This window comes from Candidatus Allofournierella merdipullorum (genome assembly GCF_048426865.1).
Taxonomy (GTDB): Bacteria; Bacillota; Clostridia; order Oscillospirales; family Ruminococcaceae; genus Allofournierella_A; species Allofournierella_A merdipullorum.
Genome location: NZ_DBFNWJ010000036.1, coordinates 44,988 through 59,131, shown reverse-complemented (window position 1 = coordinate 59,131; position 14,144 = coordinate 44,988). Strand labels below are relative to the sequence as shown.

15 protein-coding genes are annotated in these 14,144 nt (G+C 58.4%); 10 read left to right on the top strand and 5 right to left on the bottom strand.

The genetic code is table 11. The annotated features are described in order from the left end of the window. The first annotated feature begins 34 nt into the window (after positions 1-34). The 8 genes from ACMNAY_RS06255 to ACMNAY_RS06220 all read left to right on the top strand — a co-directional run bounded on the left by ACMNAY_RS06255 (position 35) and on the right by ACMNAY_RS06220 (position 7,971). A complete protein-coding gene (locus ACMNAY_RS06255) occupies positions 35-178 on the top strand; it encodes a hypothetical protein (RefSeq protein WP_418718816.1) in 144 nt (47 codons plus the stop codon). Continuing rightward, positions 175-1,293 (top strand): iron ABC transporter substrate-binding protein, encoded by a 1,119-nt coding sequence (locus ACMNAY_RS06250; RefSeq protein WP_418718815.1) that lies wholly within the window; start codon positions 175-177, stop codon positions 1,291-1,293. Before ACMNAY_RS06255 ends, ACMNAY_RS06250 begins: the two co-directional genes overlap by 4 nt. Next, the gene (locus ACMNAY_RS06245; RefSeq protein WP_418718814.1) at positions 1,262-2,317 is read left to right on the top strand and encodes a FecCD family ABC transporter permease; all 1,056 of its coding nucleotides are present in this window, start codon (positions 1,262-1,264) and stop codon (positions 2,315-2,317) included. Before ACMNAY_RS06250 ends, ACMNAY_RS06245 begins: the two co-directional genes overlap by 32 nt. Next, positions 2,314-3,069 (top strand): ABC transporter ATP-binding protein, encoded by a 756-nt coding sequence (locus ACMNAY_RS06240; protein WP_418718813.1) that lies wholly within the window; start codon positions 2,314-2,316, stop codon positions 3,067-3,069. Before ACMNAY_RS06245 ends, ACMNAY_RS06240 begins: the two co-directional genes overlap by 4 nt. 17 nt (positions 3,070-3,086) lie before the next feature. Beyond that, positions 3,087-3,635 (top strand): FmdE family protein, encoded by a 549-nt coding sequence (locus ACMNAY_RS06235; RefSeq protein ID WP_418718812.1) that lies wholly within the window; start codon positions 3,087-3,089, stop codon positions 3,633-3,635. A 185-nt stretch (positions 3,636-3,820) separates the two neighbouring features. After that, on the top strand, positions 3,821-4,333 hold the full coding sequence (locus ACMNAY_RS06230) for a MarR family winged helix-turn-helix transcriptional regulator (RefSeq protein WP_418718811.1): 513 nt from the start codon (positions 3,821-3,823) through the stop codon (positions 4,331-4,333). Continuing rightward, the gene (locus ACMNAY_RS06225; protein WP_418718810.1) at positions 4,330-6,057 is read left to right on the top strand and encodes an ABC transporter ATP-binding protein; all 1,728 of its coding nucleotides are present in this window, start codon (positions 4,330-4,332) and stop codon (positions 6,055-6,057) included. Before ACMNAY_RS06230 ends, ACMNAY_RS06225 begins: the two co-directional genes overlap by 4 nt. Beyond that, on the top strand, positions 6,058-7,971 hold the full coding sequence (locus tag ACMNAY_RS06220) for an ABC transporter ATP-binding protein (protein ID WP_418718809.1): 1,914 nt from the start codon (positions 6,058-6,060) through the stop codon (positions 7,969-7,971). A gap of 120 nt (positions 7,972-8,091) precedes the next feature. Here ACMNAY_RS06220 and ACMNAY_RS06215 read toward each other — a convergent pair whose 3' ends face one another. Further along, positions 8,092-8,373: a helix-turn-helix domain-containing protein gene (locus tag ACMNAY_RS06215; RefSeq protein ID WP_418718808.1), complete on the bottom strand. Its 282-nt coding sequence runs from the start codon at positions 8,371-8,373 to the stop codon at positions 8,092-8,094. 158 nt (positions 8,374-8,531) lie between these two features. On the opposite strand from ACMNAY_RS06215, the gene ACMNAY_RS06210 reads away from it, so the two are divergent. Next, a complete protein-coding gene (locus ACMNAY_RS06210) occupies positions 8,532-9,158 on the top strand; it encodes a PASTA domain-containing protein (protein ID WP_418718807.1) in 627 nt (208 codons plus the stop codon). A 541-nt stretch (positions 9,159-9,699) separates the two neighbouring features. Then, positions 9,700-10,302: a zinc-ribbon domain-containing protein gene (locus ACMNAY_RS06205; RefSeq protein ID WP_418718830.1), complete on the top strand. Its 603-nt coding sequence runs from the start codon at positions 9,700-9,702 to the stop codon at positions 10,300-10,302. Positions 10,303-10,419: 117 nt separating this feature from the next. Here the strand turns inward: ACMNAY_RS06205 and ACMNAY_RS06200 are convergent, their stop codons facing one another. The 4 genes from ACMNAY_RS06200 to ACMNAY_RS06185 are packed head-to-tail and all read right to left on the bottom strand — an operon-like array spanning position 10,420 to position 14,142. Next, positions 10,420-11,727: an alpha-amylase family glycosyl hydrolase gene (locus tag ACMNAY_RS06200; protein ID WP_418718806.1), complete on the bottom strand. Its 1,308-nt coding sequence runs from the start codon at positions 11,725-11,727 to the stop codon at positions 10,420-10,422. Between the two features lie 12 nt (positions 11,728-11,739). After that, entirely contained in the window at positions 11,740-12,933 is a 1,194-nt protein-coding gene (locus tag ACMNAY_RS06195; RefSeq protein WP_418718805.1) for an AI-2E family transporter, read from the bottom strand. Positions 12,934-12,979: 46 nt separating this feature from the next. Next, positions 12,980-13,465 carry a hypothetical protein gene (locus tag ACMNAY_RS06190; RefSeq protein WP_418718804.1) on the bottom strand — a complete coding sequence of 162 codons (486 nt, stop codon included), beginning with the start codon at positions 13,463-13,465 and terminating at the stop codon, positions 12,980-12,982. Between the two features lie 59 nt (positions 13,466-13,524). After that, positions 13,525-14,142 (bottom strand): J domain-containing protein, encoded by a 618-nt coding sequence (locus ACMNAY_RS06185; protein WP_418718803.1) that lies wholly within the window; start codon positions 14,140-14,142, stop codon positions 13,525-13,527. Positions 14,143-14,144 lie beyond the last annotated feature (2 nt).

Genomic DNA, 14,144 nt, shown 5'->3' with positions numbered 1-14,144 from the left:
TACGATGATTTTGCCACGGCAGGAAGCCGGAGGCTTGACGCTGAAGCGTCCTGAACCGCGCATCTATATTCTGTACGATTTTCATATGCTGATGAAGGCGTATGACTTCCCCTGCGGGGAGGCATACGCCTTTTTATTTTACCTGCCCGTTTGCGGCAAGAAAGGGAAACTACTTTGAAACTGTTGAAAAAATGCTCTGCTCTCGCGCTGACTCTGGCGCTTGGTCTTTCTTTGGCGGCCTGCGCCGACGCGCCCGCTTCCGCCCGCCCCACTTCCTCTGTCTCTGCAAGCACCAGCGGCACCCGTCTCATCACCGACGGGGCCTGGCGGCAGGTGGAAGTTCCCGAAACCGTGGAGAGCGTCGTCTGCGTTGGCGTGGGCGCGCTGCGTTACACCTGCTACATGGGCGCTTCCGACCGTGTGGTAGGCGTGGAGGATTATGAGAACCAGCCCGACCTGACCCGTCTTTACAGCCATGTAAACGGCGACAAATTTAAGGACCTGCCGGTCATCGGCACCAACGGTTCCCCCAACGCGGAGGAAATCATCACCGTGGACCCGCAGGTCATCGTGATGAGCGAATACGCCTCGGCGGACGCGGACGATCTGGCAGCCCGCACCGGCATCCCGGTGGTAGTGGTGCCCGGCAGCGACACAACTCTGGACGAAAAAGCCTACGAGACGCTGCGGGTGCTGGGCGAATTGTTCGGGCTGGAAAAGCGTGCCGAAGAGCTGACCGCCTATCTGGACGGCGTGAAGGCTGACCTGGCCGACCGCACCGCTTCCGTCCCCGCACAGGAGCGCCCCTCGGTATATGTTGCCGGGGTGTCCTTCAAGGGAGTGCACGGCTTTGAGGGCACCGAGGCCCACTACGGCCCCTTTGAGCTTCTGAACGCCAACAATCTGGCGGACACCACCGGCCAGGCAGGTGCTTTTGACATCGACCCGGAGCAGGTGCTGGCCTGGGACCCGGACATCATCTTCCTTGACTTCAACGGCATGGACCTCATCAACGAGGATTACGCCAAGAACCCCGATTTCTACAACGCCCTTTCCGCTGTGAAGAACGGCAAGGTCTATTCTCAAATTTCCTTCCGCTCCTACGCCTCCAATCTGGACACCGCCCTGGCAGACGCTTACTACGCGGGCAGCGTCATCTACCCCGAGCAGTTCGCGGATGTTGACCCGGTGGAGAAGGCGGGCGAAATTTTCACCACCCTGCTGGGTGAAAACCCTTACAACGACCTGAAGGAGGCCGGCTATGAATTCCGCCCCATTGTCCTCGGCGAATGACGTCCGGGACGCCGCATACCACCGCAACCGGGTAAAAAGCCTGTGCTTTCTGGCGCTTCTGGCTGTAATTTTGTTGGCGGCGGCACTGCTCTCGCTGCGGGCGGGTTCTTACAACACCCCTCTGATCGAGCTGGTGCGGGGCGTGTTCGGCCTTGCGCAGGACGAAAAAATCAACCTGGTAGTCCAGGCCAACCGCCTGCCCCGCATCTGCACCGCCATTCTGGGCGGCGCGGGGCTGGGGCTGGCCGGGTGCATCCTGCAGGCCATTCTGAACAACCCGCTGGCCTCCGCTTCCACGCTGGGCGTTTCTCAGGGCGCTACCTTCGGCGCGGCCTTTGCCATCGTGACGCTGGGCCTTGCCGGCAAGAGCGGCATGGCCATCACCCTTTGCTCCTTCGCAGGTTCGCTGGCGGTGGCGGCGCTGATCCTTGGGCTTTCCCGTTTTCGGCAGATCAGCCCTGAGGGCATCGTGCTGGCGGGCGTGGCCATCAGTTCCATGCTCACCGGCGCCACCACCCTCATCCAGTACTTTGCCAGCGAAGTGGAGCTGGCCACGCTGGTGTTCTGGACCTTCGGCGACCTGGGCAGCACCGACATGGCCGACCTTGCCCTCACCGGGCCGGTGGTGGCGCTGCTGGTGGTCTACTGCGTGTTTCACCGCTGGGACTACAATGCCCTGCTGGGCGGCGAAGAGATGGCGGTGAGCCTTGGCATCAATGTGCGCAGTCTGACGCTGGTGAGCATGCTGCTGTGCTGTCTGACCAGTTCGGTCATCGTCTCCCAAATCGGCCTCATCAGCTTCATCGGTCTGGTGGCCCCTCATCTGGTGCGGCTGGCCGTGGGCAACAACCACGTTTACCTCATCCCCGGCTCGCTGCTGGCGGGCGCTTCTCTGCTTTTGCTGGGCGACCTGTTCGCCCGCACGGCCATCGCCCCGGTGATCCTGCCCATCGGCGCCATCACCTCCTTTTTGGGCGGGCCGCTGTTTCTCTATCTTTTGTTCCGGGGAGGGCGGCGCGCATGATCGAGGCAAAAGGCATCAGTTTCCACTACAAGAACTGCCCGGTGGTGCTTCAGGATGTGAGTTTCGAGGTGCCGGACGGCAGCTTCACCGCCATTCTGGGCAACAACGGCGCGGGCAAGAGCACCCTGCTCAAGTGCATGAACGGCATCCTCAAACCGGACGGCGGCAGTCTGCTGCTGGACGGCGAAGATCTGCTGGCCATGCCCCACCGCCAGGTGGCTCAGCGGGTGTCCTTTGTGGCGCAGACGGTGGCCTCCACCCAGATGACCGTGCACGACATGGTGATGCTGGGGCGGCGGCCCTACATGGGCTGGAGCTTTTCCGCCGAGGATCACGACATTGTCCACGCCGCCATGGCACGGCTGGGTCTGATGGATATGCGGGGCCGGTTTTTGAATCAGCTGTCCGGCGGCGAGCGGCAAAAGGTGATGCTGGCCCGGGCGCTGGCCCAGCAGCCGCGCCTTTTGCTGCTGGACGAGCCCACCAGCGCGCTGGACATCCGCAACCAGTACCAGGTGCTGAAGATGGTGCGCGAATTGTGCCGTACCGAGGGGCTGGCCGCCGTGGTGGTGATCCACGATCTGACGCTGGCGCTGCGCTTTTGCGACCGGTTCCTTTTGATGCGCGATGGGCAGGTCTACCGCTGCGGCGGGCTGGAAGTTTTGGACAAGACCGCCCTGCGGGAGGTCTACGACGTGGACGCTGAGCCGGTGACGGTGAACGGGCGGCCCATCGTGCTTGTGAACGAATGAAACAGGAGGCAACGACAATGGACGAAACCAAAGAGCTTTGGCAGAGGGCCGCGAACTTTCACGGTCATGTATGCGGCGGGCTGACCATCGGCTACAAGGCGGCGCTTTACGCCATTCAGCTGCTGGACGTGGCGATGGAGGATAGCGTGTGCTCCAAAGACGAGGAGATTGTGTGCATCACTGAAAATGACGCCTGCGGCGTGGACGCCATCCAGGCCATCCTCGGCTGCACCGTAGGAAAAGGCAACCTTTTGTTCCACATGCGGGGCAAGCAGGCGTTCTCCTTTTACAACCGCAAAAACGGCCGCTCGGTGCGGCTGGTGCTGCGCCCTGCCCCGGCCGGCATGACCCGGGAGCAATCTTTTGCCTACTACCAGGCCCACGAACCTGTGGAGCTGTTCGACGTGAAAGCCGCAACGCTGGCGGTTCCCGAACGGGCGAAGCTGTTCGACTCCTATGTGTGTGAAAACTGCGGCGAGGTGACCGGCTCCAACTGGGTGCGGGTAGTGAACGGCAAACATCTCTGTCTCGACTGCTGCACTTCCTACGACCGCTTCAACGTTTAAACATTGCCATCCGGCGCTCTCTCCGTTTGGGAGAGGGCGCCTTTTCTTTGTCTATTCCTCACAATCGAATTGTAAAATTTTTGTGACAGGTGCTGCTTTTCTTGACTTTTTATTCTCCCATGATAAACTATTACTTGCTCGATTAACAGTTATTCGGTTAATTATTTTTGAGGGAGGTGAACCGGATGGACCAGAAACAGATCGACGTACTGAGGCACGTCAACCGCATTTCCCTGCTGCACCGGCTGCGTGTGCAAAACATGCTCTCGGACACGGGCGTTTGGGGGTCTCAAATCCCCATTCTTCTGCACGTGGAGCGAAACCCCGGCTGCAACCAGACGGACATCGCAGAGCATCTGGGGGTATCCAGCCCGTCCATCGCCACCTCCATCAAGCGGCTGCAAAAGGCCGGCATGCTGGAAAAACGGGCGGATGAAACGGACATGCGCCGCAACCACATCGAGTTGACCGAGCGGGGCCACAGCACTGTGGCCCGGGGCCGGGCCTGCTACGACCAGGTGGTGGGCCGGATGCTGCAGGGCTTCAGCGACAGCGAGCTGGACACGCTGGCTTCCCTGCTGCTGCGTCTGGAGGAAAATCTGGCGGGCGACGAATACCGGGGCAAAACCGCCCTGAGCCTTGCGGAAGCGGCAGACCGATCTGCAAAATCAGCCGGAGAGGAGAGGAAACACCCTTGATAAAGACCCTTATGAAATACGCGGGCCCCTACAAAAAGGAGTCCATTCTGGCGCCTTTGTGCGTGACCGCCGAGGTATTGCTGGAGATCACCATTCCTTTGCTGATGAGCCGCATCGTGGACGTGGGCATCGCGAACCGGGATCTGGCCTATGTTGCAAAGCTGGGGCTTCTGATGATCCTGATGGCACTGGCCGGCATGTTCATGGGTGCGGCCAGCAGCCGCTTTTCCGCCGTGGCTTCCATGGGCTTCGGCAGCGAGCTGCGGCTGGCGGCCTTCCGCAACGTGCAGAATTTCAGTTTTTCCAATGTGGATAAATTCAGCACGGCCAGCCTGGTGACCCGTCTGACCACCGACGTGACCAACACCCAGAACGCCTACCAGATGTGCATCCGTATGCTGGTGCGCGCGCCGGTGATGCTCATCAGCGCCACCTTCATGGCATTTTCCATCAACAGCGAACTGGTCACCGTGTTCCTCGTGGCCATTCCCGTGCTGGCCTGCGCCCTTGTCTGCGTTATCCGGCTGGCCTACCCCAAGTTCATTGCCATGCTGGCCCGCTACGACCGGCTGAACGCCAGCGTACAGGAGAACCTCATCGCCATCCGGGTGGTGAAGGCCTTTGTTCGCTCGGAGTACGAGAAGCAGAAGTTCAAGGAAGCCAACGACGACCTGATGAACCAGTCCATCAAGGCGGAGAGCATCGTCATCACCCTGATGCCCATCATGCAGGTCACGGTGTACAGCTGCATCATCGCCATCCTCTGGTTCGGCGGCCAGCTCATCATCGGCGGCATGATGCTCAGCGGCGAATTGATGAGCTTCATCAGCTATGTCACTCAAATTCTGATGAGCCTGATGATGATCGGCATGGCCTTCACCCAGCTGGTCATCAGCCGCGCCTCCATCCAGCGTATCGTTGAAGTGCTGGACGAACAGCCCGAGATCGTGGGCGCGCCCGAGGGCGAAGGTCCCCAGCTGGAGGACGGCAGCGTGGAGTTCGACCATGTGAACTTCAAGTACGCCAAGACCGCCGGCGAGGATGTGCTCAGCGACATCTGCCTGTCCATCCGCTCCGGCGAGACGGTGGGCATTCTGGGCGGCACCGGCAGCGCCAAGACCTCGCTGGTGCAGCTCATCCCCCGCCTTTACGACATCACCGGCGGCCAGCTTTCCGTTGCCGGCCACCCGGTGAAGGACTACAACCTGGACGTGCTGCGCCACGGCGTGGCCATGGTGCTGCAAAAGAACGTGCTGTTCAGCGGCACCATCCGGGAGAACCTGCGCTGGGGCGACGCGAACGCCACCGATGAGGAGCTGGTGGAAGCCTGCAAGGCGGCCAGCGCCCACGACTTCATCACCTCCTTCCCCAAGGGGTACGACACCGACCTGGGGCAGGGCGGCGTGAACGTGTCCGGCGGACAGAAGCAGCGGCTGTGCATCGCACGGGCGCTGCTGGCAAAGCCGAAAATTCTGATTTTGGACGACTCCACCAGCGCGGTGGACACCGCCACCGACGCGGCCATCCGCGAGGCGCTGCGCACCCACCTGAAGGACTCCACCAAAATCATCATTGCCCAGCGTGTGGCCAGCGTGTGCGACGCTGACAAGATCGTTGTGCTGAACGACGGCAAGATCGCCGACATGGGCACCCACGACGAACTGATGGAACGCAGCGAGATTTACCGCGAGGTTTACACCTCGCAGCAGAAGGGGGTGGAATAAATGGCAGGACGTATTCCGGGCGGGCCCGGCGGCGGACGCCGGGGCGGCTTTGAGCGGCCCAAAAACGCGCGGCGCACCTTTATGCGGGTGCTGGGCTATATGCTGCGCCAGAAATGGCTGATGCTGTGTGTGCTGCTGTGCATCGCCGTCAGCGCGGGTGCCGGCGTGTTCGGCACCTATATGCTCAAGCCCATCATCAACCAGGGCATTCTGCCGCTCATCGGCCAGCCCCTCAATTCCACCACCCTCGCGCCTCTCATCGGCATGCTGGCGCTCACCGCGGCGGTGTACCTTATCGGCGCGCTGTGCACCTTCATCCAGCAGATGGTGATGACCCGCGTCTCCAACCGGGCGCTGAACGGCATCCGACGGGACCTGTTCAACAAGCTGCAGGACCTGCCCATCCGCTACTTTGACAGCCGCACCCACGGCGACATCATGAGCCTGTTCACCAACGACGTGGATACCCTGCGCCAGGCGCTGGCCCAGGGCCTCATCCAGCTGGTGACCAGCGCGGTGACGCTGGTGAGCACCTTCATCATGATGCTGGTGCTCAGCCCCCTGCTCACTTTGCTCATCGTGCTGATGCTCATTGTGATGATCAAGATGATCGCGGTGGTGGGCAAGCGCTCGGCCAGCGGCTTCATGGCCCAGCAGCGGGCGCTTGGCGCGGCCAACGGCTACATCGAAGAGATGATCGAGGGCCAGAAGGTGGTCAAGGTGTTCTGCCACGAGGACGCGGTGAACGAGCACTTTGCCCAGCTGAACGAGGACCTGCGCCAGGCCGCCACCCAGGCCAACACCTACGCCAACATCATCATGCCTCTGATGGGCAACCTCTCCTATGTGAACTACGCCCTCACCGCCGCCGTGGGCGCGGCGCTGGCCATCGCCGGGCGGATGGATCTTGGCACCATCGGCAGCTTTTTGCAGTACACCCGCTCCTTCAGCCAGCCTGTGACCCAGATCAGCATGCAGTTCAACGCCATTCTGGCGGCGCTGGCGGGCGCGGAGCGCATCTTCGCCGCCATCGACGAGACGCCGGAGCTGGACGAGGGCTATGTGACGCTGGTGAACGCGGTCATCGGCGAGGAAGGCACCATCACCGAGAGCGAAAAGCGCACCGGCCAGTGGGCCTGGAAGTGGCCCCACCACGACGGGCGGCTGGAGTATGTGCCTGTGCGGGGTGACGTGACTTTCGAGCACGTGGACTTCGGCTATGACCCGGAGAAGATCGTGCTCCACGATTTGAGTCTCTACGCCCGGCCCGGTCAGAAAATCGCCTTCGTGGGCTCCACCGGCGCGGGCAAGACCACCATCACCAACCTCATCAACCGCTTCTACGAAGTGCCGGACGGCAAGATCCGCTACGACGGCATCAACATCACCAAGATCAAAAAGGACGACCTGCGCCGCAGTTTGGGCATGGTGCTGCAGGACACTCACCTCTTCACCGGTACGGTGAAGGAGAACATCCGCTACGGCCGGCTGGACGCCACCGACGAGGAGATCGTGGCGGCGGCAAAGCTTGCCAACGCCGACTTCTTCATCCGTCACCTGCCCCAAGGCTACGACACGGTGCTCACCGCCGACGGCACCAACCTGAGCCAGGGCCAGCGGCAGCTCCTGGCCATTGCCCGGGCGGCGGTGGCGGACCCGCCGGTGCTGATTCTGGACGAGGCCACCTCCTCCATCGACACCCGCACCGAGAAGCTCATCGAAAAGGGCATGGACAAACTGATGGCGGGCCGCACCGTCTTTGTCATCGCCCACCGGCTTTCCACTGTGCGCAACTCCAACGCCATCATGGTGCTGGAGCACGGGCGCATCATCGAGCGGGGCGACCACGACGACCTGCTGGCTCAGAAAGGCCGCTATTATCAGCTCTATACCGGGCAGTTTGAGCTGTCCTAAATAAAAAAACAATTAAGGGCGTGTAGTCTAGTCTTCATAGACTGCACGCCCTTTTTTATTTTGTAAAACTCGAAGCTATTCCACTTTGCTGATGTTAAGACTGCATTCTGTCTGGCACATTCATTGACTCGCTTTCAATCTCTCACTTATTTCCGCCAAAATGGCCACATCTCGTTCTGAGAGACCTGAAATATTGATGGTCTGTAACTGCTCCAATCCTAAAAGATAGTCCGTTGTCACAGAAAAGGTTCTCGCAAGTTCAACGAGCGATGATAGCGACGGCATTGATAAACCTTGTTCCCAGGAATTGATACCATTCCGCGTCACTCCCATGCGTCGCGCTAATTCCGATTGGGTCCACCCTCTAGCTTGGCGCAGGGCTTTGATTTTTTCAGCGATCACCTGCACCACCTCCATTTATATTCATTATACTGTACATATGTGATTAGTAATTATCATCAATGGCTCCAATACTTGACATTCAAGTTGCAATCTTCTACAATATTCTTAACTCAATTCCTGCTTGATACAAAACACATGTGTGAAATGGAGGAAATGATATGGCTGACGCAATACATTGTCCAAAATGCAAAAGCACTGTAGAGGGAGTCCCTGCATTTTGTCCACATTGTGGGTACAAGATGGTTGGTAAAAGTAAAAAGCGGAAAGTAACTCTTTTTCTCGTCTGTTTGTTGGCTGTTGTAACCTTGGCAATCTGCACGGTCTTTTTTTCGAATCTGACTGTAGTTCCCTCCGTTGTAGGTTCGACCAAAGAAGATGCCGTCACAACGTTGGATGAGAAAGGATTCCAAGTCGAATTTGTTTCTGAACTTACCGATAACATCGAAGAAAACATCGTCTATAAACAGAGTTTCTCTGGCTTACGGCTACCCAACGATAACGCGGAATCGATTACTCTGTATGTCAGCGAAGGAATCGCCACAGAATGCCCTGTTGTCGAGGGAATGACAGAGCAGCAGGCACTTCAGGCGCTAGATGCAGCCGACTTAAAATATTCGATCACGCGGCAATATACCACTGAGTTGGAAGAAGGAGTTGTATTTAAGCAAGATAAAAAGGTCAGATTAAAGCAGGGAGCGTTGTTACAATATTCGTCAGTCAAGGAATCGGAAAAGTTGTTTCTGACCAAAGCGGCAAAAGTCCTCAGCAGGCAATCGAAGAACTGAGCGCAGACGGTTTTAATGTTATTGTCCAAGAGTATACTGACGGTGCAGATATTTTTGCGGATAGCCCAATCGTCGTAGGTCAGGATAAAATCGGTATTCAGCCCCTCGGTGAAACAGTCACTCTGGAAGTAAATCGTCCTTCACTCCAAATTCCAACCATTAGCATTTCAACTAATTCCATAAATGGCGTAGATGTTGAGATAACTTTGAAAAATGTTTCTGAAAAAGAAATAAAATATGTCGACTTGGAAGTTTCTTTCTACAACCCGTTTAGCGAACCCACGTATTGTGAAATCAGCGGAGAAAACACCTATTCCGCTCGATATGTCGGCCCATTGTACCCAAATTCAAGCAAGCAAATCGTAAGTACAAGGCCTGTGATTTACAATCCAAACGTCGCTGCATGGCGCCTCACCAGCATTGTTGTCACTTTCACTGACAATACTACGCAGACATTGACGGCTTCACAATTTTGGCACACCAATGACTACGTTGGTGATGGCACATTTTACTGATTTAGGGGAGGGTTGAAACTTTGGCTATGATCACGTGTCCTGAATGCGGCAAAGAAGTCTCCGATCGCGCCTCGTCTTGTCCCGGCTGCGGATACCCATTTCGAAAGCGCTTTGCAATCCCTAAAGAGCGTCTTTTCCGTTTCGCAGCAGTAGTTTTAGGCGCCATTCTTTTGGTCATGCTGTTCACGCAAACGACACTCTTTTGGAGCAGCAAGGATAAAGCTCTGGCCCATTGCGCGAAAATGATTCAAAGCAACTTGCTTGCGCCAGATTCTCTGTTGATTTATAGTGCCATGATTTGGAACGAAACTGTAGACGAAAGCGAAGATTCATCATCTGGTGCAGATACACCAGCACCAACACAATGGATATGGGTCCATTATGGCGCAGGTACAAAAGGCGGCGGAATAGCAGACAGCGTTGCATTGTTTGAAAAATCCGAAGGAAAATGGAGAATGCATAAGCGCAACGAAGAAGAGTATGACACAAGCAGTTTGGAAGGAAGCGAGCACGCCGCCGGAGCTGCATTTTATAACATCTGGTTGGATAGCAAAATGTTTGATGTACAGGTATACGGCGACGAATATTCCGATGAAGCAATATCCCGAATCATCAAGAAACTTACATAACTAAAAAGTCACATATTCATGCGTTTAAGGTTTAAATGCTCAAAAGCCGAGACCTTTAAAGGCCAACAATGCCTTTAAAGGTCCCGGCTTTCTGCATTATTTTATTGCTAATTTATTTTACTCAGTGCGCCAGAAATACACGCTGTAGGGGGCAAGACGGCTGCCGCCGCCGAAATCGTGAGGCGCGCCGGTGATGAGGTCGGTGGCGCGGCCGGCGCCGGCGTCAAAGTGGGCGGTGTATTCCTCGCCGTCGGCGTTCACCGCAACGATGACCCGCTCGCCCTCCACCGCCCGCTGGAACACAAACTGGCGGTTGGTCAACGCCAGGGTGCGGTAATCGCCCTCGCACAGGGCACGGCTGGAAGTCCGGGCGGCGGCCAGCGCCGCCACCCATTCGGTCAGCTCATTTTTCTGCGGCCCGTCCAGCGCGGGGCGCAGGGCGGCGTCGCCGTCCCGCTTTCTGCCCGTCTGGCCCCACTCGCTGCCGTAGTAGACTGCCGGGGTGCCGGGCATGCCGAACAGCAGGCCGTAGGCCGGGCGGATGTGGGCGGGATTCGTCAGGATGCTGGCGATGCGCTCCACGTCGTGGTTGTCCAGAAAGGCCAGCAGATGCTTGCCTTTGTAGAGCGTCCACTGCTCGGGGCCGAACTGCCGGTTCAGGCTGTGGCCGATTTCGAACATATTCATGCTGTTGAAGCTGGAATAAAGGCCCTTGTAGCACTCGTAGTTCGTCACCGAGTGGCAGGCACTGTCGTTCATCCAGCGGTTGTAGTCGCCGTGGAGCGTCTCCCCCATCAGCACGAACTCCGGCTTGAGGGAGCCGGTGAAGTCCCGCAGCCTGGCCAAAAAGTCCGGCGAGAGGCAGTAGGCCACGTCCAGCCGCAGGCCGTCGATGCCGTACTCCTCCACCCAATTTTTCACCGCAGCGAAGAGGTGGTCTACCACCGCCGGGTTGTTCAGGTTCAGCTTCACCAGTTCGTTGTGGCCTTCCCAGCCCTCGTACCAGAAGCCATCGTTGTATTCGGTGTTGCCGTCGAAGCTCAGATGGAACCAGTCCTTATACGGGCTGTCCCACTTCTTTTGGCGCACGTCCTCAAAGGCCCAGAAACCCCGGCCCACATGGTTGAACACACCGTCCAACATCACGCGGATGCCCGCGGCGTGAAAGACGTCGCACACCTTCTTCAAGTCCTCATTGGTGCCAAGGCGGCAGTCCACCCGGAAGTAGTCACGGGTGTCGTAGCCGTGCTTGTCGCTCTCGAACACCGGGTTCAGCAAGACACAGTTCATATTCAGCGCCTTGATGTGCTCCACCCAGTCCAGCAGTTTCAGAATGCGATGCTCGCACACGCCGTCGTTGTATTCCGGCGCGCCGCACAGGCCAAGGGGATAAATCTGATAAACATTTGCCCGGTCAAACCACATAATCGGTTCCTTTCAGGGCCGTGCAGGCCCGGCGTTGTTCTCCGCGGCCGCTTCCTCTGCGGCAGGCGCGGGGCTTTCCGGCAGCGGGTCGCCGTTCTTGTCGATGCCTTTCGCCTTGAGGCGGCGGGCCAGCAGATCGCTGGTGAGGGAGTAGAGCACCGCGAAGGTAGGCACGCCGATGACCATGCCCACAAAGCCGAACAGGCCGCCGCCCACGATGATGGCCACCAGCACCCAGATGGCCGACAGACCGGTGGAGTCGCCCAAAATCTTGGGGCCGAGGATGTTGCCGTCGAACTGCTGCAGGATCAGGATGAGCACACCGAACTCGATGGCCACGATGGGGTCCACCATCAGCAGGATCATCACGCTGGGGATGGCGCCGATGAAGGGGCCAAAGAACGGAATGACGTTGGTGACGCCCACCACCACGCTGATGAGCAGCGCAAAGGGCATTTTGAACAGGCTCATCAGAATGAAGCACAGCACGCCAATGATGGCGCTGTCGATCAGTTTGCCGTAGATAAAACCGTTGAACACCCGGTTGGCGTTGCTGCACACGGTGAGCATGCGCCGGGCTTTCTTCATGGGCAGGAAGGCGTAGATGACCTTGCGCATCTGGCCCAGCAGCCGGTGCTTGCCCATGAGCATATACACCGAGGCGATGAAGGCCGTAAGGGCGGACACAAGGCCGCTGCCCACCGCCATGCTGTAGTCCAGCAGCTGAGGCATGAAGGAGCGCAAAAGGTCGGTGGCCTGCTTCATCAGATCGCTGTAGGAGAGCATCATGCCCTCGATGAGCTCCTCGTCCAGATCAAAGCGGGTGGAAACCTCCGCCACAAAGGCGTTCAGGCTTTGCAGATAGGCGTTGAGGTTGTTGGCCAGGACCATCACGCTCTGCACCACCTGCGGCAGCACAAAGCTCAGAAGCACGCCGAACAGGGCGATGGCCAAAAGATAGCTCACCGCAATGCTCAGCCCACGCTTCATGGAAAACTTTTCCTCAAAAAAGCGCACGGGGCCGTCCAGCAGATAGGCGATCACAAAGCCGCCCACAAAGGGAGAAAGCACTCCCAATATTCCGCCAATGGTCTGGCGCACCAGATCCAGATTGGACATGGCCAGATAGAAGGAGATGCCGATGATGACCACGGCCAGGTTGGAGAAGAAATTCGGATTGGGTCTCCATTTATTGTTCTGATTCATTCACACCGATCCCTTTTGTTGGATTTCCCGCAAACGAAGCCTGCATTCACAAAAACCGCCGCAGCAGCGGTCGCACCCGCACGGCATAGGCCCGTATCAGATTGTTCAGCGCTGCGTCATAGACCCAGAAGCACAGGTTTGCCAGCGCCAGCAGTCCCGCCAGCGCGGCGGGCGCGGTCTGGGCAAATTCCTGCACAATGGCCTGAATGGGCAGGATGTAGAGCATCAGCCCATAGCAGGCGAACACCAGGCCGTTGAACACCGCCGTTTTGACCACCGCACGCAGCCAGCGCCAGGGAATACGCTGAAGATAGGCCTTTAACAGCGGATAGTGTCCCAGCAGGAACACGAAGATGAACGCGCTCTCTTTATCCGGAACAAAAAGAACGCTCAGCATCGAAAGGGCGGCATAGCTCACCCACGCAAGACGCATGCCGCACTCCATGGCCACCGGCACCAGCAGCACTCCGCTCACCGCCGGGGCACAGAAAGTGGCGAAAGGCAGCACACTGCCGCTTAACATCAGTGTCATAGCCAGAGCGCACATCACGCCACACAGCGCGATCCGCCCGCTTTTTCTCCGGCGCATGGTCAGCACTGGCCGCAGTTGCAGCACATGTCCATGCACATCATGGCGGTGCACAGGTCACAGCAGCTGCACCCCACCGCGTTGGCCTGGGGAGCCGACCCGTAGGCGCCATAGGGGTTGCCGGGCATCTGCCCGCCCGCCGTGCTCTGCAGGTTATGCAGTGCCGCCGCGTACTCCCGGTTGGTGGGGGCCAGACGGCAGGCTTCCTGGAAATAGCGCAGGGCCTCGTTCAGCCAGCCCTTATAGTAGTAGGCGCTGCCCATCAGAAAGTTCCACTCGGCGTTGGCCGGGCCGTCGGGCATGGCCTGCAGCCGGGCCAGAGCCTCGTCCACCCTGCCCTGCTGGATCAGCGCCCGGATCTGGGGCAGGCTGCCGGAATTGGTCTGCTGCCCGTCCTGCCGGGGAGCGGACTCGCCGGTGTGGACCGGCGCGCCCCGCAGCTCCGCCATGACCTGGTCGAAGGCGGCGTTGATCTCTTCCATCTTTTTCAGCGCGTCCTCCTTCAGGGGGCCGGCCTCGTAGTTGTCCGGATTATACTTCTGCGCCAGCGCCCGGTAGGCGGCTTTTACTTCCTCTTCGCTTGCGCCGCGGCGCAGGCCCAATACCTGATATGCATCCATAT